Here is a 17,581-nt window from a genome sequence, read left to right as displayed (position 1 = left end):
TGCCTAAAAAAGAAGAAGTCGATCAGCTCTGCCACTAACCGCTATTCCACCACGCGTTTCTTACGCGGTTTTTTCGCCACGGTGACGGTTTTGACTTCGCTCTCCACCCAGCCATCCTGCAGGCGGGTTTTCAGCATTTCCCCAACCTGTGCCTGCTTGGTGGTTTTCAGTAACTCACCCTGTGGCGTCTGCGTTACGCTATAGCCGCGAGCCAAGGTTGCCAGTGGGCTAACCGCCTCCAGTTGGCTACAGGCGACGCCAAAGCGTTGGCGATAGCCATTAAGTTGCCGCTCCATCCCCTGTTGCAAACGGTATTCCTGCTGCTGAACACGCTGCTGTAAGCGGTGGATACGGCCCATCGGCTGTACCTGCGCCAAGCGCTGCTGCACGCGTTCACTGCGGCGAGAAGATAGCCGTAATTGCTGCTGCATCCCTTCTTCAAGACGGCGCTGTAGCTTGAATAGCAGCGTTTGCTGTCGTGCCAGCCGCAGGTGTGGATGCTGCTGTTGCAGACGGTGATTGATGCGGGTGAACTGCTGCTGGCGCTGCGCCAGATAATAGTCCATCGCCATTTCCAGCCGTTGTTGCTGTGACTGCAATTGGCGCAGCAGCTCAAGCTGATTACGGCTGACCAACTCTGCGGCAGCTGAAGGGGTGGGAGCCCGCAGGTCGGCAACAAAGTCGGCAATGGTAACGTCGGTTTCATGGCCGACGGCGCTGACGATCGGGATACGGCTGGCAAAAATTGCCTTCGCGACGCGTTCGTCGTTAAAACTCCATAAATCTTCTAACGAGCCACCGCCGCGCCCGACGATCAACACATCACACTCATCGCGGCGGTTGGCGGTTTCGATCGCGCGAACGATCTGCAACGGAGCTTCTGCCCCTTGCACGGACGTGGGGTAAATCACGATCGGCAGTGAAGGATCGCGTCGCTGTAGCACCTGCAAAATATCGTGCAGAGCCGCGCCGCTGGCGGAGGTGATCACCCCAACGCATTTGGCCGGGCTTGGCAGCGGTTGCTTGAACTGCTGATCAAATAAACCTTCGGCTGCCAGGCGCTGTTTCAACTGCTCGAATTGCTGTTGCAGCAGGCCGTCACCGGCAGGCTGCATGCTTTCGGCGATCAGCTGGTAATCACCACGTGGTTCATACAGGGTGATGCTGGCCCGCACCAGAACCTGCTGGCCATTTTGCGGGCGAAAGGTGGTGCGCCGGTTGCTGTTGCGGAACATCGCACAACGCACCTGGGCACGGTCATCTTTCAGCGTGAAATACCAGTGGCCGGAGGAGGGCTGGGAGAAGTTGGAGATCTCGGCGGAGAGCCAAATCTGCCCCATTTCCATTTCCAGCAGCTGTCGAACCGTCTGATTGAGGCGGCTTACGGTAAAAATGGACGGTGAAGTAGGTAGTGACATGTGACCCAGATCAAATTTCAAAACAAGCACTTAATTGGTCGATATTACAGCTCGGCGAAAGGTAATCAAGAGTTTTTGTAAGAAAGTGCTGGAGGCAACCGATTACGCTCTGTATAATGCCACGGCAATATTTTATCTTTTCCGCATCCACCTTGGTGAGATATTGCCCATGCTACGTATTGTAAAAGAAGCTCTAACGTTTGATGACGTTCTCCTGGTTCCAGCCCACTCCACAGTTCTGCCTAATACCGCAGATCTTGGCACCCAACTGACCAAATCCATCCGCCTGAATATCCCTATGCTGTCCGCAGCCATGGATACCGTAACCGAATCCAACCTGGCTATTGCGCTGGCGCAGGAAGGCGGTCTGGGCTTCATTCACAAAAACATGTCCATTGAGCGCCAGGCGGAAGAAGTTCGCCGGGTGAAAAAACATGAAAGCGGCGTGGTCACGGACCCACAGGCCGTTACTCCTTCCACCACACTGGCAGAAGTGAAAGAGTTAACCGCGCGTAACGGCTTTGCCGGTTACCCGGTTGTGACCGAAGAAAACGAATTGGTGGGGATCATTACCGGCCGTGACGTGCGCTTCGTAACCGATCTGACTCAGCCTGTCACCGCAGTGATGACGCCAAAAGAGCGCTTGGTCACCGTCAAGGAAGGCGAAGCGCGTGAAGTCGTGCTGCAAAAAATGCACGAAAAACGCGTTGAAAAAGCGCTGGTGGTGGACGACAGCTTCCACCTGTTGGGCATGATCACCGTCAAAGACTTCCAGAAAGCAGAGCGTAAACCTAACGCCTGTAAAGATGAGCATGGCCGTCTGCGCGTAGGCGCTGCGGTGGGTGCCGGTGCCGGTAACGAAGAGCGTGTTGATGCGCTGGTCGCTGCCGGTGTTGACGTACTGCTCATCGACTCTTCACACGGCCATTCCGAAGGCGTGTTACAGCGTATCCGTGAAACCCGTGCCAAATACCCAGACCTGCAAATCCTTGGCGGTAACGTTGCGACCGGGGCTGGTGCCAAAGCCCTGATGGAAGCCGGCGTGAGCGCGGTGAAAGTCGGTATCGGTCCTGGCTCTATCTGTACAACTCGTATCGTCACCGGCGTAGGTGTTCCGCAGATCACCGCTATCGCCGATGCGGTAGAAGCGTTGGAAGGGACTGGTATCCCAGTTATCGCTGACGGTGGTATCCGCTTCTCTGGCGATATCGCCAAAGCGATTGCTGCCGGTGCGTCCTGTGTGATGGTTGGCTCAATGCTGGCGGGTACGGAAGAATCTCCGGGCGAAATCGAGCTGTATCAGGGCCGTTCGTTCAAATCTTACCGTGGGATGGGTTCTCTGGGCGCAATGTCCAAAGGTTCCTCGGACCGTTACTTCCAGACCGATAACGCCGCTGATAAACTGGTGCCGGAAGGTATCGAAGGCCGTGTGGCCTACAAAGGCATGCTGAAGGCGATCGTACATCAGCAGATGGGCGGCCTGCGTTCCTGCATGGGCCTGACCGGCTGTGCGACCATCGACGAACTGCGTACCAAAGCCGAGTTTGTGCGCATCAGCGGTGCCGGTATTCAAGAAAGCCATGTGCATGACGTGACCATCACCAAAGAATCACCAAACTACCGCATGGGCTAATGCTTTAACCTCTCTCCTGAGGGAGAGGGGCAGGGATGAGGGGGCAACCTCTCATCCCAAATACCCTTTTTGCTCTTTTTCTCTGTTGCTGGAATTTGCCTCACATGACAAAAAATATTCATAAGCATCGCATCCTGATCCTGGATTTCGGTTCACAATACACCCAACTGATTGCCCGCCGCGTGCGTGAGATTGGTGTTTACTGTGAGCTGTGGGCCTGGGACGTCAGCGAAGAGCAGATCCGCGAATTCAATCCAAGCGGCATCATTCTCTCCGGTGGCCCGGAAAGCACCACCGAACTGAGCAGCCCGCGCGCGCCAGAATATGTCTTCACCGCCGGCGTACCGGTATTGGGCGTGTGCTACGGCATGCAGACCATGGCGATGCAACTGGGCGGCCATGTACAGGGTTCAACCGAGCGTGAGTTCGGTTATGCGCAGGTGGAAATCACCCAATCAAGCGCCCTGATCCGCGATATCGAAGATGCGATCAGCCCGGCAGGCAAACCGGTATTAGACGTATGGATGAGCCACGGCGATAAAGTTACCGCTATCCCGTCTGATTTCGTCACCGTTGCCAGCACCGATACCTGCCCGTTTGCCATTATGGCCAACGAGGAAAAACGCTTCTACGGCGTACAGTTCCACCCGGAAGTGACCCATACCCGTCAGGGCCAGCGTATCCTGGAGCGTTTCGTACTGGATATCTGTGGTTGTGAAGCGCTGTGGACACCAGCCACCATCATCGAAGATGCCGTTGCGCGTATTCGTGAGCAGGTCGGTGAAGATCACGTGATCCTCGGCCTGTCTGGCGGCGTGGATTCATCCGTTACCGCCATGCTGCTGCACCGTGCCATTGGCAAGCGCCTGACCTGCGTATTCGTAGATAACGGCCTGCTGCGCCTGAACGAAGCTGACCAAGTGCTGGAAATGTTTGGTGACCACTTCGGCCTGAACATCGTGCACGTAGCGGCAGAGAACCGTTTCCTGAGTGCGCTGGCGGGTGTGGATGAGCCAGAAGCCAAGCGTAAGATCATTGGCCGCGTCTTTGTCGAAGTGTTCGACGAAGAAGCCTGCAAGCAGAGCGCTGTGAAGTGGCTGGCTCAGGGCACCATCTACCCTGATGTGATCGAGTCTGCCGCTTCCGCTACTGGCAAAGCGCACGTGATCAAATCGCACCACAACGTCGGTGGCCTGCCGAAAGAGATGAAGCTGGGTCTGGTGGAACCGCTGAAAGAGCTGTTCAAAGACGAAGTGCGTAAGATTGGTCTGGAGCTGGGCTTGCCGTACGACATGCTGTACCGCCACCCGTTCCCAGGGCCAGGTCTGGGCGTGCGCGTATTGGGCGAAGTGAAGAAAGAGTATTGCGATCTGCTGCGCCGTGCCGATGCGATCTTTATCGAAGAGCTGCACAAAGCCGATCTGTACAACAAGGTCAGCCAGGCGTTCACCGTGTTCCTGCCGGTGCGTTCTGTCGGCGTGATGGGCGATGGCCGTAAATACGATTGGGTTGTCTCTCTGCGTGCGGTAGAAACCATCGACTTTATGACCGCACATTGGGCACACCTGCCTTACGATTTCCTTGGCCGTGTTTCCAACCGTATCATCAACGAAGTCAACGGTATTTCCCGTGTGGTTTATGATATCAGCGGGAAGCCACCGGCGACGATTGAGTGGGAATGATTAACTGTTAGTTAACCGCCACTAATAGCATGTTAGCTTTATTATTAAGCCATTTATTTTAAATGGCTTTTTAGTTTTTTGCTTTTGGCGCTATGGCGGCTACTGAAATGAGTAACCCGGTACCTGCTGCAGTGATTAATGGGAAAATAAAAGCATCTGAGGTTCGTAGCGGGTTTTTTATGTCAAACAGCATCACAATGAAGAACAGGCTGGTGGCAAATGTTGTTGATGAATAGAGCTCACCAACCTTGCTAGGCAGATTTTCAAACTTAAGTGGTGGGCTAACCGTTGAACGCCAGTCCCAAACTAGATGCACCACCATATAACCTAGGCATATGACGCAATAGAAGCGAGTGAGTTGCTCCGCATCTTGTGGTGCATACCATTGAAAAAAGTGCTCCACCTTAAGCGACTCTTCCTTTCGCGGCCAGGCCACCAATAATGATCGCGCCGACGATTGCAAAAGCATATGCAACCCCTGCTGTTACGGTGAACGCAGGGATTAACATGGACAGGCCACCTGATATTGCGAAGCCCAAGCCTGCGCCACCTATGATAGCTTTCACCAATGTTGTTACATTGAAGTTCATATATCCTCCTTACCCAGACGATTTGCAACGCCCCTCTTTCTTGCAAGCTAATGAAATCAGGTGGTTTACTATCCTCATTTACTCCAGTGAGGTTACCAAAAAGGTACACCGTTTGTTCAGTATATGCTCAACAAACTTTGATGTGAACATCACAATGCTCCTTAAATGCTACCTAGATTCCATAAATCGCATACGGATCGTATTGGCTCACCACCACCTCTATGGGGGCGCAGAGTACAGCATGCGCTGCCTCTTGTAATCTTGCTGTAGTCTCAGGGCTTGCCCCCTATTACAGGGGAATTCCAGCCTGTTCCATCAAACCAAATAAGCCTATTGTTCATTGTGTTAGCCTCGAAAGTTTTGCCATCGGCATGATGTGGTGGCAGAATACGGCAAACTAAATTTTAAGAATTTATCGCATTGAATACTTTTTTACGTTATGCATCTGTAGGTGTGTTGAACACCTTGGTTCATTGGGCTGTGTTTGCGCTCATATTTTTTAGTGGTTTATCACAATCAATATCCAACGTGGTGGCCTTTTGCATCGCGGTGACCTTCTCGTTCTTTGCAAACGCCAGGTGGACCTTTAAAAAAGAAGCGACTACTGTCCGCTACATGGCGTATGTGCTGTTTATGGGGGGCATGGCATTTTGCGTAGGCTGGATCGCAGACAAAGTAAACGCTAACCCAATAGTCACACTGATTACTTTTTCTGCAGTAAGCCTCATCTGTGGCTTCATTTATTCTAAACTAGTTATTTTCAAGGATGATAAATGAAAATATCGCTGGTGGTTCCTGTATTTAATGAAGAGGAGGCTATCCCTCTCTTCTATAAGTCCGTTCGTGAATATAAAGAGTTTGCAGACAAAGATATAGAAATTGTGTTTGTAAACGATGGCAGTTCTGATAAAACAGAGAACATAATATCAGCCTTGTCTCTAGCTGATGAAAAAATAAAAGTTATAAATTTCACGCGTAATTTTGGGAAAGAACCCGCTTTATTCGCCGGGTTGGAAGCCTCTTCGGGTGATGTCATCATTCCTATTGACGTAGATCTCCAGGATCCAATAGATGTTATCCCGCTATTGTTAAGTAAATGGGAAAATGGTGCGGATGTTGTTTTAGCCAAACGCATAGATAGACAGTGTGATGGAAGAATAAAGCGTAAAACGGCAGAATGGTTTTATCGCATTCACAACCAAATAAGCAAACCGGCCATAGAAGAAAATGTCGGAGATTTTAGGCTTATGTCTCGGGAAGTTGTGGATAACATCAAATTACTTCCCGAAAGAAACCTGTTTATGAAAGGGATATTAAGCTGGGTGGGCGGGAAGGTTGACATTGTCGAGTATTCAAGAGCCCAACGAGTTGCTGGCTCAAGTAAATTCAATGGCTGGAAACTCTGGAATCTGGCGATAGAAGGTATCACCAGCTTTTCGACCTTTCCCCTACGGGTATGGGCATATATCGGTTTTTTCGTTGCCACTTTATCCTTTACTTATGGCGCATGGATGATTCTGGATAAATTAATTTGGGGCAATCCGGTACCGGGCTATTCCTCTATTATAGTTTCCATCCTCTTCCTTGGAGGTGTGCAGCTAATAGGAATAGGTGTACTAGGTGAATATGTTGGACGGATTTACATAGAAACAAAACGCAGGCCGCGTTACATAGTTAAAAATTGAGATGGAAAATCAGATGATCTGCAAAGACGATAAAAAAACATTAGCCTTGTATTCAGGGTTGGCTCTGCTGTTTATATATCCTCTTATTCAAGCTGGGGTGTTTTACAGGGATGACTTAGACCGAGCGATTACAGGTCAATATGGATGGCGTGGATTAGGGCGGCCAATCGCGGATATTCTGATGAAAATCCTATCGGCGAGTGGGCGCTATAATCTTGACCTGTTCCCCTATACAATGATTGCATCTTGTCTGTTTATAGGTGCCGCTTCTTTATTGCTTTTTAAACATTTGGTTAAAATGGATGTTCCGCATGCCAAGCTTGTTGCGGCCCTTTTGATTTTCAATCCCTACCTATTACAAAATATTGCCTATAGATACGATTCTTTAGGCATGGTTATTGCCTTATTTCTTGCTGTGTTAGCCTATACCTATAGGAACGACAGCATAATTCGTGAAAGCTCAATAAAAATAATGGCTGGCGTATTATCGCTAACCATCTATCAGCCGTGCATGAATATTTTCATCGGCCTGCTTGCCATTGATATGATGATTATTGCAGTTAAAAGTGAATTTGCAATAGCCCAATCGATAAAATTAATAATAAACAAGGCAGTGACATTTGTTTGTTTTTATCTTGTTTATATGCTGTTTTTTGCTGTAAGAAACAACTCTCGTTCAGACATTGTTTTGCCGAATGCTGAGGGTGCGGAAAAACTGTTAAGCACGATAAAGGGATTAAAAGAACTGGTTTTGTCGTATTTTTACGGCCCTGTTTATATCTATTTCCTGGTGCCTGTAGTGGTTGCTTTGGTCTTCATGATAGTCAGCAACTATGCACATACAAAGAAAATAATTTCTTTCATGATATACGCTTTGCTGTCATGCTTTATTTTCTTGGTGTCTCTAATGGGGCCAACAATCCTTCTGCAAGATGCTCCCGTATTCCCAAGGACTTTGGTTTCATTTTCGGTACTACTGGTTATTATTGCCATTCCGATTATGTATTTTTCTCCTAGATTAAAATATCTATCGCTCGTCCCTCTAATCACCGTTTTTGCATTCAGTGCTCAGCTAAGTAGCGCCATCAAGTCACAGCGTGAATATGAAGATTTTGTTTTTAACATGATTGCCAGAGAAATGCTGAGCTACCCAAATATAGAGTCTATCGGCACTACTGGGCAAGTGAATATTAACGAAAGAACAAAGTTAATCATGGAAAACAAGCCGCTGATTGACCATTTTCTTAGCCCGGCCTCTGAGTTTATCTCATCTTTCCAGTTGATTAATAAGGGATTAACGCAAACATTGCATGGTTACGGTGATGAACAAACCAATATGGATAGACTTGCAGGTATGAGAGAAAAAGGCATTAAGCCGGTATCCTCTAATAAGGACTATTCGTTATACGTTTCTGGCAATGAGGCCATAGTCACATTGGGATCCGCTAACAATTAACTATTTGTATTGGCTCAATAATTTTTAACTGAGCCCATAAATTTGGTTGATCTGCATCAAGTGGTTATCCAGGCCTGAGTTCGGTATTCAAACGGACTCAGGCCAGCCTGACAGGCATTGCTTTGCTACTTCTGAAAATTATCCATCAATATATAGCTGGCATCCTTACGTTTATGTTGATCAATTAACGGCACCAGGCGTTTAAAGTGTTCGCTCGCGCAGTGAGCATCCAGCGCCGCGCGATCGGGCCACTCTTCGATAAAGATAAAGTGCCCGGCATCCTTTTGATCGACATACAGATCATAAGCGATACAGCGGGGTTCCTGCTTGGTGGCTTCAACCAGTTCTTGATAAAGCGGCAACACCGTTTCTATCGCTTCAACCTTGATAAAATCTTCGGCAATGACTTTCAGCATTTTTATTCCTTATCCACTTTTACGACTCGGGTATTGCCTAAGTTGAGTGCTTGCCCGGCATGACCGATTGGTGTCATGCGAGGTATTGGCTGACCGCTGTCGTTTTCCACCAGGCGTGAATAGTCCTCTCCTGCTGCAAAAAGATGGTCTTCTCCCCATTGGCGTAGTGCGACGATAATCGGGAAGATTTCTCGGCCTTTATCGGTCAGCAAATACTCCTGATAGGCGCTGCCATCGGCGGCAGGGCTAACTTGCAAAATCCCTTGGGCGACCAGCGTGCGTAGCCGAGTGGAAAGAATATTCTTTGCCATCCCCAGATTCTTTTGAAACTCACTAAACCGGCTGATGCCGTCAAAGGCGTCGCGGATAATCAGCAGTGACCACCAGTCACCCAGCACATCCAAGGTTCGTGCTACCGGGCATTGAGCATCCTCAAGGCTTTTACGTTTCATGCTGCGGCTCCAGAATTATTCTGGTTGCATTATAAAACCTCTTTCACTAAAGTGCATTGAGTTTAATAATGAAACCACTTTTAACGAGGCGCTTGATGAGTGATAAACCGCTGGAAGCCTTCCGCTCGCAGTCTGTTGCGCTTTTACCTACGTCACTGGTGCTGCTGTTGGCAGCAGCCTGCGCTTTCAGCGTGGCCAATGTTTATTACGCACAACCGCTGCTTGATGCCATTGCGGTGGATTTTAAGATCAGCCTGGCAAGAGTAGGGATGGTGATCGCAGCGACCCAGGTCGGCTGTGCCTGTGCGCTGTTATTGGTGGTTCCTTTGGGGGATTTGCTGGATCGCCATCGCCTGTTAGCGTTGCAGCAAATACTGTTGATGGTAGCGTTGCTAATGGTCGGAATGTCGAGCAGCAGCCTGGTGTTACTGGCGGCTATGCTGATGGTGGGGCTGTTGGGAACCGCGATGACGCAGGGATTGATTGCCTTTGCCGCTACGTTAGCCTCCCCGAAGGAACGTGGACGCGTAGTGGGGGCCGCTCAGGGAGGAGTGGTGATGGGGTTACTGCTGGCGCGCACTCTCTCTGGGTTGCTGGCGGATATCGGCGGTTGGCGAACGGTCTACTTTTTCTCAGCGGCTATTACCCTGATATTGCTTCCTGTTCTAGCTCGTTTATTGCCAAAGCAGCCAACTTCCGAGTTGAAGTTAAGTTATTGGCAACTGCTGGGCTCAATGCTGAGCCTGTTGCACCATGACCGGATTTTGCAGATACGCGGTATGTTGGCGTTGCTGATGTTCGCGGCATTCAGCATCTTCTGGAGCACGCTGGTTCTCCCTTTGAGCCAACCCCCATTTCTTTTTTCTCATTCGACCATTGGTGCATTTGGGCTGGTAGGGGCAGTCGGTGCGCTGGCGGCGATGAGAGCCGGGCATCTAGCTGACCAAGGCTGGGGGCAGAGAGCTAGCGGGATATGCCTGCTATTGCTGATGATCGCTTGGCTGCCGCTTGGGTTGATGGAGCGAGGAATGGCGTACCTGATTGGCGGTATCATCCTGCTGGATCTTGCCGGGCAGGCGATCCATGTCCTCAACCAGAGCATGATTTTCACTGCGCACCCGCAGTCCCACAGTCGTCTGGTCGGGTGCTACATGCTGTTTTATGCCGTTGGCAGTGGGTTGGGGGCGTTTGCCGGTAGCCATATTTATGCGTGGGCAGGCTGGCATGGCGTATGCTGGCTGGGCGGCTCGGTAAGTCTGGTGGCATTGCTGTTTTGGTGGCGTACGCTGAAATATTGCCGTTGACCCTTCCATACGCCAGTGCAGGTTTATTCAGCAGCTTTTTTTTCCGCCATACCCTGGATAAACAACAATCCCAACGCAATGACGACTGGGATAAACACCAGCATATTCAGCCAGAACCAGCCGAGAATATGCATCATCTGCCCAGATAACAGAGAGGCTAATGCGGTGGTACCGAAGACAAAAGAGTCATTCAGAGATTGAACCTTCAGCCGTTCTTGATGCGTGTAACAAGCGCTCAGCATGACGGTCGCGCTGACAAAACCAAAGTTCCAGCCGACGCCCAGCAGGATTAATCCGCCCCAGAACCAGATGACCTCGGTGCCTATCATGGAAACCGCAGCGGCGCAGGCCGTCAGCAATAGCCCGCTGGCGCAGACGTTACGAGGCCCGAAACGCGATATCAGCCTGCCAGTGATAAACGCCGGCGCGTACATGGCCAGAATATGCCATTGGATACCTAATGTGGCGGTGGACAGGCTGTGTCCGTGATGGATCATTGCCAGCGGCGTTGCGGTCATCATAAACGTCATCAGCCCATAAGAGACCAAGGCGGCGACTGCGGTGGTGATAAAGCGCAATGAACCGGCTATTTCCCTCAGAGAGCGAATTTTATCTGTTGATGTTGATTGAACGGGTTCGGAAAGTGGGTTTGGTTGAGCCGCCAAGCGAGCGGTCATGCGCCGCATTTGCCATAAAAGCAGCAACGCAATCAACGCCAGCAGAGACTGCCCGAGGAAACTGGCCGAAAGGGGGACTGGTAATAGGTTTTGCGTCCAGATCACCAGTTGTGGGCCAATTACCGCTGCCAACAGTCCGCCGAGCATAACCCGGGAGATCGCCACGGGTTGCTCAGGTTTGGCGACATAATCCGTTACCGCAAAACGGTAGCTTTGTACGCACGCCGCGTAACCCCCGGCCATCAGGCAGCCCAGACAGAACAGGATGAAGGAGCCGTTTATGACGCCCCATGTAGCTATTACCCCCCGATGAACGCACTGAGCGCACCAAGGGTATAGGCGTTAACACGCCCAAAACGGGCTATCAGGGCTCCTACAGGTAACACCGACAGGGCCAGGCCAATGTTGAAGAGACTGACCGGTAGCGTGGATAAGGCTTTATTACTGCTTAATGTCTCACCCACCAATCCGCCTAGCGAGATGATAATCGCAGGTGAGGATGCCCCTATCGCCTGAAGGGCAAAAAGCAGATGTACGTAGCGCTTTGTTTGTGCGCGGTAGGTGTCTATCCCTGTATTGACGCCAGCCGGATCCACGATGGCTATTCCTTGGTTGGTTATGGGTAGTGAATATCCTGAATGAACCAGGCGCAATATTGAACTGACCCCATGACGCCTGATTCGGTAATAGCGATCAATAGTACCCTAGCAATTTCCACCAGGCGAGGCCGACAACGAAGATCAGAATGACGTTGAACGTCACCACGCAAAAATTGATTTTGTAGAAACGTGGCCGTTCAAAATATCCCTGGGCGAAGTAAATGGGGCCAGGGCCGCCGCCATATTCGGTATTTCCCCACATCAGATTGCTGAAAATACCAAAACAGATGGCAACCATCATCGGTGGTGCGCCAGCAGCGATGGCGGTAGCTGCGAACGGAGCATACAGCGCGGCGACGTGGCCGGAGGCCGTGGCAAACAGATAATGCACATAGATATACAGTATCCCCAGAATGACAAACGTCTGCATTGCGCCAAAACCGCTAATAGTGGTTTCGAGCTTGGTGGTCATCCAACTGATAAAACCGAGGCTGGATAGCCCGCCCGCCAGGCTGATGATGACGCTGAACCAGATCACCGTATCCCACGCGGCCTGATCTTTAAGCAGATCTTTCCAACTCACCGCATGAGTAGCAAACAGATAGGCAGCCAACCCCAGCCCTACCGTGGTAGCCGATAATCCTGTCAGCAGACTGGTGCCCCAGCCCAGCAGTGCCAAGATAAAACCCAGCGCGACCTTTTTTTCAACGCCTGACATCGCACCTAGCTCATTGAGAGCACGGCGTCCCATGTCTTTCGCTTCCGGGGTCTTTTTAAGTTCTGGGTTCAAGATCTTATAGACCAGCAGTGGCATCAGGAAAAAGCACACCATGGCGGGAACGACCGCGGCCACGAACCAGCCACCCCATGTTATTTCAACCCCCAATGAATCTTTTGCCAGACTGCCCACCAGTGGGTTCGCCGCCATACCTGTCAGAAATATGGCACCGGTAATGGGGGTGAACTGGAAGCACACCATAATCAGAAAGTCGCCGATCTTTTTACCGCTCTTACCTGGTGCCGAACCTAAGACTTCATTGATAGAGCGTACGATGGGAAAGATGATACCTCCCGATCTGGCGGTTACCGAAGGCATGGCCGGAGCCATAATCAGATCGGATACCCCTAGCGAGTAGGCAATCCCCAGGCTACTGCCACCAAAAAGTGACAGCATTTTATAGGCGATGCGCTTACCCAGACCGGAGGTAACGAACCCCAGTGACAGGATATAAGCACAGAAAATCAGCCATACTGTCCCACTGGCAAAGCCGGATAAGGCTTTAGCCTCCGTCAGGGTTCCGGTAAAAATGGCGACGCAAAGCGCGACCAGCATAACGGCCCCGGAGGGCAGTGGTTGAGTCAGAATTGCTGCAATAGTTGCTGCAAAGATGGCGAACATCTGCCAAGCCTGCGGTGTTAATCCCTCGGGTACCGGATAAAACCAGATCGCCAAGCCTAAAAGCAGGGGGATCAGGGTGGCGATAGCTTTTTTCTTACTGTCGGGTGATCCTGCTGACATAATTATCTCCTTATACAAGGATTGAATTTCCTGCGGATGCGTTAGCCCTGTTTGGCTGAATGTTGTACTGCCCGATCCACCATTTGCGGTGCCATACCCAAATAATTGGTCGGGTCGGTAAGCTGCTCAATCAGCTCTGGCTGCAGACGGCTGGCAATGGCCGGCAACGCGTTCAGCACATCGGCGAGGCGTCCTCCCTGTTCATTGACAATACGGCAGGCGTCATACACCACATCATGGGCATCCTGGCGGCCAATATAAGGTGCAAGCCCCATCATCACGGCTTCGGCTACGATCAACCCATTAGTCATGTTCAGGTTTTTTGCCATGGCAGCTTCATCCACAATCAGCCCACCGAGCATAAATCTTGCCTGCTTCAGTGCACCGGCGCTGAGAATGAAGCTTTCTGGGATGGCTATCCATTCGGCATGCCAGGGCCCGGTGGCGCGCTCAAGATCCTGGACCATCGCATCCAACATCAACCCAGCCTGTTGACGGACCCCTTTGGCGCAGGCCAGCATAAGTTCACTGGAAATAGGATTGCGTTTTTGCGGCATGGTACTGCTGGCACCACGGCCTTTGACGAAGGGCTCATAGAGTTCGCCGAATTCGTTTGAGGCCATCAGCATGACGTCATAGGCGATTTTGCCTAACGATCCGGTGATCAGACCCAACAGGTTAACGGCTTCGGCAAAACCGTCGCGTGCTACATGCCAGGTGGAGTCCGGAGTACCCAGCCTCAGCTCTTCCATCATCGCCTGCTGCACAGCCAGCCCCTTATCCCCCAGCGATGCCAACGTCCCGGCGGCTCCGGCGAATTGGCCTACCAGGACGCGCGGGCGGGCTTGCGCCAGGCGTTCGGCGTGTCGATCAAACATATTGAGCCAGATTGCCGCCTTATAACCGAAGGTGATCGGCAAGGCTTGCTGCAAATGGGTGCGTCCGGCCATTGGGGTGATTCGGTAGCGCTGTGCCATGTCAGCCAGAATGCGGCGTAGTTCGGTGATATCGGTTTCGATAAGTTCGAATGCATCGCGGATTTGCAGGACGACAGCGGTATCCATAATATCTTGTGTCGTTGCCCCCCAGTGAACGTATCCCCCTGAGCTGCCAGCCTGCTTCGATATCTGATGCACCAACGGCAAAATGGGATAGCCAACGATTTCGGTTTCATGACGCAGTAGGTCAAAATCCAGCGTGTCTGCACTGCAGCTGGCCGCGATTTCCTCTGCGGCTTCCGCTGGGATCACCCCACAGCGAGCTTCGGCTTTGGCCAGAGCGACCTCCACCTCGACGTACTTGCGTACCAACTCGCGATCATCAAAAATGGCACGCATTTCCGGGGTACCAAAAGCGTCACGGAACAGAATAGAATCAAGAACATTAGAAGCCATATTGCCTCCCTGAGTGTAAGAATGGTGGTAAGATTTATTTCATATGTCATATAGGGACAGGTGGCTAAACAGCAGCTCGTGAGGCGCGAGGAAACGAGGACTCTTGCTGTTCAGGTTTCCTTGAATGTCCGTACATTTGATATGTCCGGACAATATATAATGTACGGACATTTGAGCAAAGCTGTCTTGCTACAACTTTGTGATGTTGATCTGAAAGTTTTTTCGGGAGTAACGGCCAGACCGCTATGAAAGAATCTCTTTATAAACGTATTGCTCGTGAGCTGGTGCAAAGCATTGCCTCGGGTAAGTACCCGGTTGGCACGTTGCTGCCACCTGAAATGGAGCTGTGTGAACAGTTTGATGTCAGCCGACATACCATTCGTGAAGCCTTGCGTGATATCACCGAGCAGGGATTGATCGTCAGGCGCAAGGGGATTGGCACTCTGATAGTGGAAAAAAAATCAGACAGCGCTATGAATCACCCGCTGGCCAGCCTGGAAGATTTGCTTTTCCTGGCCAACAACAACCTTCGGGTGGTTAAAAAGATTGATGAGGTGGTGGCTGATGAGGAGCTATCTCAAGTGATCGGCGGTTCGCCGGGTTCGCGCTGGTTACATATCGCCAGTATCCGCGAAGACGGCGCAAAGAAAGACGCGCCCATTTGCTGGACAGACAGCTATACCCGCCTGATTTACGACAAAATACGTCGCCTGGTGCGCAGCGACCCGTATGCATTGATCAGTGAGCTGATTGAAAAACATTATGGGGTCAAGAGTGAAGAGGTTCGGCAGACCATAACTGCCGTTGGCGTATCGCCGAAAATTGCCAAAGTGCTTGGTGTTGAACCCGGCTCACCCGCGCTGAGAATTGTTCGTCGTTACGTTGACCGCCATGGTGAGACGTTCGAAACGACGGTGTCTATCCATCCGGCGGACAGATACGCTTGTTCCATTGTGCTGAAACCGCAAGCTTAAGAACAACGCTATCTTTTCGACGAATGCATCAGGTAATACTCTTCTCCGCCGTCACCACCGGTGGAGACGCTCTGCCAGCCGTGTTTGTGATAGAACGCTAGCGCCTTGCGGTTTTTCACCAGGCACTTGAGCGAGCCGGTTGAGGTAAACGTCTGCTCTGCGGCATGCAATAGCGCGCTGCCCACGCCCTGCGGCGGCAACAGGGGGTCGACATACAGGTTATGAATAAAATTATCGGCGCGATAAATCGAGACAAAGCCGAGCAGCTTGCCGTCCTGTTCGGCTACCCAGATCTCTTCGCCAATCGTTGAACGATCAAAATCTTCCAGCCGGTAATTTCGCGTGTCACGCCAGGTAAAGGCGGCTTGGCGAGCGGCCAAATACAGGCTGCGCAGGAAAGGGCGATCGGCCTCTTGGTAAGGTCTTATGTGCATGGCGGCTCCTGATGATTTGCTAGCACTATAGCTGACAATCAACTCATTTCAACGCTGGTACCCAGGCGTTGAGCCAACCCTTTGGCCCCGGCCCGCATCACCGCATCGTGGTTCCAGCGAAATAACGGTGCTGCCAGTGGTGCCAGATAGTTCATCCAGCGCGTAGTGGTTCGGACATGCCAGGTATAACGCGCAAGGGTATAAACCCCATCGGAACTTAACAACCATTGGCCGACCCCCTCTACTTCGCCGCTGGCTTGCCCCTCCAGTAGCTGTAACGGCACAATATTCACGATACGCATATCGAAGGTGATGCGGTAAGGCAGCACGCCTTGCCAGGTATAATGATGTAGCGCCCCGATCCCAAGCTCATTGCCTTTTCCTATTTCGACCACCTGTAACAGGTTTTTCCACCAGCTTGGCCAGATATCGGGATGATAGAGTACCTCCCACACCGTCTGTAATGGGGCTTTGATACGCCAGGTGGTGACGAACTGGTAGTTGGCCATAACTTGGTTTTGCCTTAAGGGGTAAAGAAGTCAGCGGGAAAATGCAGGTTGAACACCAGCGCATCCATTATCACGGTTTCCATTTCTCGATCGTCGCTATCGTAGCTAATCACCTTGGTTGGGAAACCGTGGCTGTCTTCTAGCCAGACCTCATAACGGTGAACGCCATCAATGCTAACCCCAGCCGCTCCAAGGATGGAGAGATGCAAAACGGCTTGGCCTGCCAAGGCTTCTTTGCCGATCACGGTCGTTTTTCCCCCTTGCTGAAGGTGACGAATATTACGCAGCAAGGTGCCGACGTCCGATTGGTCTACGCGATGGCCGTTAGGGCCTTGTACCAACGAGTTGCTGGGTGACAGGCTCAACACTGGCAGAGTGCCGATACCGAATGGCCATACGCGCACCTTAGCGCTATCGGGATCATAGATCAGCACGGCTCCGTGATGAGGTTCGCTGAAATCCATCCGCACATAACCCGATTTACGGTAGCTGTAACGCATCTGGGTACGGTCGCCTTGTGCCGAGCGGGAGTCGATCCTGCATTGGTACGCAGCAATCTGCGCAAATTGCTCCTGCGCCAGAACAATCGGATCCGGTGGAATTGTGGGAGCCGCAATGGCGCTGGTTATCAACGCCATTGCCAGTAGCCATTGGTTGCCAAATAAGTGGTTGATACTTTTCTCCCTGTGGAATCCTGGCCGGGAAAGGCTGGCCTCATTAATTAAATATAGGATCTGGATCACAGGCGATGGCGGTTTTATTCTCCAAACATCATGCTATTCGAGTTTTTGGGGCTTGATAGGCAACTTACCCTGACGCCAATAAAAAAGGCTTCATTC

The 17,581-nt window shown here is 51.3% G+C and carries 19 protein-coding genes; 7 read left to right on the top strand and 12 right to left on the bottom strand.

The window, feature by feature from the left end:
- Positions 1–41 precede the first annotated feature (41 nt).
- Positions 42–1,418 carry an exodeoxyribonuclease VII large subunit gene (gene xseA, locus D9980_RS13415; protein WP_121607560.1) on the bottom strand — a complete coding sequence of 459 codons (1,377 nt, stop codon included), beginning with the start codon at positions 1,416–1,418 and terminating at the stop codon, positions 42–44.
- Positions 1,419–1,587: 169 nt separating this feature from the next.
- Between xseA and guaB the strand changes: the two genes are divergently transcribed.
- Positions 1,588–3,051: an IMP dehydrogenase gene (gene guaB / locus D9980_RS13410; protein ID WP_037411907.1), complete on the top strand. Its 1,464-nt coding sequence runs from the start codon at positions 1,588–1,590 to the stop codon at positions 3,049–3,051.
- A gap of 104 nt (positions 3,052–3,155) precedes the next feature.
- The gene (gene guaA / locus D9980_RS13405; protein ID WP_065686599.1) at positions 3,156–4,733 is read left to right on the top strand and encodes a glutamine-hydrolyzing GMP synthase; all 1,578 of its coding nucleotides are present in this window, start codon (positions 3,156–3,158) and stop codon (positions 4,731–4,733) included.
- 70 nt (positions 4,734–4,803) lie between these two features.
- Here guaA and D9980_RS13400 read toward each other — a convergent pair whose 3' ends face one another.
- Both D9980_RS13400 and D9980_RS13395 read right to left on the bottom strand, forming a co-directional pair.
- Positions 4,804–5,136, bottom strand: coding sequence for a hypothetical protein (locus D9980_RS13400; RefSeq protein ID WP_237734194.1), 333 nt, complete (start codon positions 5,134–5,136; stop codon positions 4,804–4,806).
- A 1-nt stretch (position 5,137) separates the two neighbouring features.
- On the bottom strand, positions 5,138–5,323 hold the full coding sequence (locus D9980_RS13395) for a hypothetical protein (protein ID WP_121607559.1): 186 nt from the start codon (positions 5,321–5,323) through the stop codon (positions 5,138–5,140).
- 420 nt (positions 5,324–5,743) lie between these two features.
- Between D9980_RS13395 and D9980_RS13390 the strand changes: the two genes are divergently transcribed.
- Genes D9980_RS13390 through D9980_RS13380 form a run of 3 tightly spaced genes read left to right on the top strand, consistent with a single transcriptional unit; the run spans position 5,744 to position 8,464 of the window.
- On the top strand, positions 5,744–6,100 hold the full coding sequence (locus D9980_RS13390) for a GtrA family protein (protein WP_121607558.1): 357 nt from the start codon (positions 5,744–5,746) through the stop codon (positions 6,098–6,100).
- Positions 6,097–7,008 carry a glycosyltransferase family 2 protein gene (locus D9980_RS13385; RefSeq protein WP_121607557.1) on the top strand — a complete coding sequence of 304 codons (912 nt, stop codon included), beginning with the start codon at positions 6,097–6,099 and terminating at the stop codon, positions 7,006–7,008. Before D9980_RS13390 ends, D9980_RS13385 begins: the two co-directional genes overlap by 4 nt.
- Before the next feature lie 13 nt (positions 7,009–7,021).
- Positions 7,022–8,464, top strand: a complete 1,443-nt coding sequence (locus tag D9980_RS13380; RefSeq protein ID WP_121607556.1) for a glucosyltransferase domain-containing protein — start codon at positions 7,022–7,024, stop codon at positions 8,462–8,464.
- Between the two features lie 125 nt (positions 8,465–8,589).
- Here D9980_RS13380 and D9980_RS13375 read toward each other — a convergent pair whose 3' ends face one another.
- Both D9980_RS13375 and D9980_RS13370 read right to left on the bottom strand, forming a co-directional pair.
- On the bottom strand, positions 8,590–8,880 hold the full coding sequence (locus D9980_RS13375; protein ID WP_121607555.1) for a putative quinol monooxygenase: 291 nt from the start codon (positions 8,878–8,880) through the stop codon (positions 8,590–8,592).
- Between the two features lie 2 nt (positions 8,881–8,882).
- Positions 8,883–9,332: a helix-turn-helix domain-containing protein gene (locus D9980_RS13370; protein WP_121607554.1), complete on the bottom strand. Its 450-nt coding sequence runs from the start codon at positions 9,330–9,332 to the stop codon at positions 8,883–8,885.
- Positions 9,333–9,427: 95 nt separating this feature from the next.
- On the opposite strand from D9980_RS13370, the gene D9980_RS13365 reads away from it, so the two are divergent.
- Positions 9,428–10,636 (top strand): MFS transporter, encoded by a 1,209-nt coding sequence (locus D9980_RS13365; protein WP_121607553.1) that lies wholly within the window; start codon positions 9,428–9,430, stop codon positions 10,634–10,636.
- A gap of 23 nt (positions 10,637–10,659) precedes the next feature.
- Here the strand turns inward: D9980_RS13365 and D9980_RS13360 are convergent, their stop codons facing one another.
- From D9980_RS13360 to D9980_RS13350, 4 genes are all read right to left on the bottom strand, one after another.
- Positions 10,660–11,556, bottom strand: a complete 897-nt coding sequence (locus tag D9980_RS13360; RefSeq protein WP_238393633.1) for an MFS transporter — start codon at positions 11,554–11,556, stop codon at positions 10,660–10,662.
- Between the two features lie 56 nt (positions 11,557–11,612).
- Positions 11,613–11,909 (bottom strand): hypothetical protein, encoded by a 297-nt coding sequence (locus D9980_RS27000; protein WP_238393632.1) that lies wholly within the window; start codon positions 11,907–11,909, stop codon positions 11,613–11,615.
- A 97-nt stretch (positions 11,910–12,006) separates the two neighbouring features.
- Entirely contained in the window at positions 12,007–13,431 is a 1,425-nt protein-coding gene (locus D9980_RS13355) for a DASS family sodium-coupled anion symporter (RefSeq protein ID WP_121607552.1), read from the bottom strand.
- Between the two features lie 41 nt (positions 13,432–13,472).
- Positions 13,473–14,825 carry an adenylosuccinate lyase family protein gene (locus D9980_RS13350; RefSeq protein ID WP_121607551.1) on the bottom strand — a complete coding sequence of 451 codons (1,353 nt, stop codon included), beginning with the start codon at positions 14,823–14,825 and terminating at the stop codon, positions 13,473–13,475.
- Positions 14,826–15,070: 245 nt separating this feature from the next.
- Here D9980_RS13350 and D9980_RS13345 point away from each other — a divergent pair, with 245 nt between their 5' ends.
- On the top strand, positions 15,071–15,799 hold the full coding sequence (locus D9980_RS13345; RefSeq protein WP_024485812.1) for a GntR family transcriptional regulator: 729 nt from the start codon (positions 15,071–15,073) through the stop codon (positions 15,797–15,799).
- Between the two features lie 8 nt (positions 15,800–15,807).
- On the opposite strand, the gene D9980_RS13340 is transcribed toward D9980_RS13345, so the two are convergent.
- The 3 genes from D9980_RS13340 to D9980_RS13330 are packed head-to-tail and all read right to left on the bottom strand — an operon-like array spanning position 15,808 to position 17,380.
- Positions 15,808–16,233, bottom strand: coding sequence for a GNAT family N-acetyltransferase (locus tag D9980_RS13340; RefSeq protein WP_121607550.1), 426 nt, complete (start codon positions 16,231–16,233; stop codon positions 15,808–15,810).
- Positions 16,234–16,271: 38 nt separating this feature from the next.
- Complete coding sequence (locus D9980_RS13335; protein ID WP_121607549.1) at positions 16,272–16,742, bottom strand: SRPBCC family protein; 471 nt, start codon at positions 16,740–16,742, stop codon at positions 16,272–16,274.
- A gap of 14 nt (positions 16,743–16,756) precedes the next feature.
- Positions 16,757–17,380, bottom strand: a complete 624-nt coding sequence (locus tag D9980_RS13330; RefSeq protein WP_121607548.1) for a DUF1571 domain-containing protein — start codon at positions 17,378–17,380, stop codon at positions 16,757–16,759.
- Positions 17,381–17,581: the final 201 nt, after the last annotated feature.

It is taken from the genome of Serratia sp. 3ACOL1, assembly GCF_003668775.1.
Lineage (GTDB): Bacteria > Pseudomonadota > Gammaproteobacteria > Enterobacterales > Enterobacteriaceae > Chania > Chania fonticola.
This window is presented reverse-complemented; position numbering and strand designations above follow the sequence as displayed.

What these genes read in the sequence shown, in the direction of transcription:
- D9980_RS13380 (WP_121607556.1), top strand. Translation starts at nt 7,022, where the DNA reads ATGATCTGCAAAGACGATAAAAAAACATTAGCCTTGTATTCAGGGTTG.
- D9980_RS13370 (WP_121607554.1), bottom strand. Translation starts at nt 9,332, where the DNA reads ATGAAACGTAAAAGCCTTGAGGATGCTCAATGCCCGGTAGCACGAACC.
- D9980_RS13335 (WP_121607549.1), bottom strand. Translation starts at nt 16,742, where the DNA reads ATGGCCAACTACCAGTTCGTCACCACCTGGCGTATCAAAGCCCCATTA.
- xseA (WP_121607560.1), bottom strand. Translation starts at nt 1,418, where the DNA reads ATGTCACTACCTACTTCACCGTCCATTTTTACCGTAAGCCGCCTCAAT.
- D9980_RS13365 (WP_121607553.1), top strand. Translation starts at nt 9,428, where the DNA reads ATGAGTGATAAACCGCTGGAAGCCTTCCGCTCGCAGTCTGTTGCGCTT.
- guaB (WP_037411907.1), top strand. Translation starts at nt 1,588, where the DNA reads ATGCTACGTATTGTAAAAGAAGCTCTAACGTTTGATGACGTTCTCCTG.
- guaA (WP_065686599.1), top strand. Translation starts at nt 3,156, where the DNA reads ATGACAAAAAATATTCATAAGCATCGCATCCTGATCCTGGATTTCGGT.
- D9980_RS13360 (WP_238393633.1), bottom strand. Translation starts at nt 11,556, where the DNA reads ATGGCCGGGGGTTACGCGGCGTGCGTACAAAGCTACCGTTTTGCGGTA.
- D9980_RS13345 (WP_024485812.1), top strand. Translation starts at nt 15,071, where the DNA reads ATGAAAGAATCTCTTTATAAACGTATTGCTCGTGAGCTGGTGCAAAGC.
- D9980_RS13330 (WP_121607548.1), bottom strand. Translation starts at nt 17,380, where the DNA reads ATGGCGTTGATAACCAGCGCCATTGCGGCTCCCACAATTCCACCGGAT.
- D9980_RS13340 (WP_121607550.1), bottom strand. Translation starts at nt 16,233, where the DNA reads ATGCACATAAGACCTTACCAAGAGGCCGATCGCCCTTTCCTGCGCAGC.
- D9980_RS13355 (WP_121607552.1), bottom strand. Translation starts at nt 13,431, where the DNA reads ATGTCAGCAGGATCACCCGACAGTAAGAAAAAAGCTATCGCCACCCTG.
- D9980_RS13395 (WP_121607559.1), bottom strand. Translation starts at nt 5,323, where the DNA reads ATGAACTTCAATGTAACAACATTGGTGAAAGCTATCATAGGTGGCGCA.
- D9980_RS13375 (WP_121607555.1), bottom strand. Translation starts at nt 8,880, where the DNA reads ATGCTGAAAGTCATTGCCGAAGATTTTATCAAGGTTGAAGCGATAGAA.
- D9980_RS13350 (WP_121607551.1), bottom strand. Translation starts at nt 14,825, where the DNA reads ATGGCTTCTAATGTTCTTGATTCTATTCTGTTCCGTGACGCTTTTGGT.
- D9980_RS13385 (WP_121607557.1), top strand. Translation starts at nt 6,097, where the DNA reads ATGAAAATATCGCTGGTGGTTCCTGTATTTAATGAAGAGGAGGCTATC.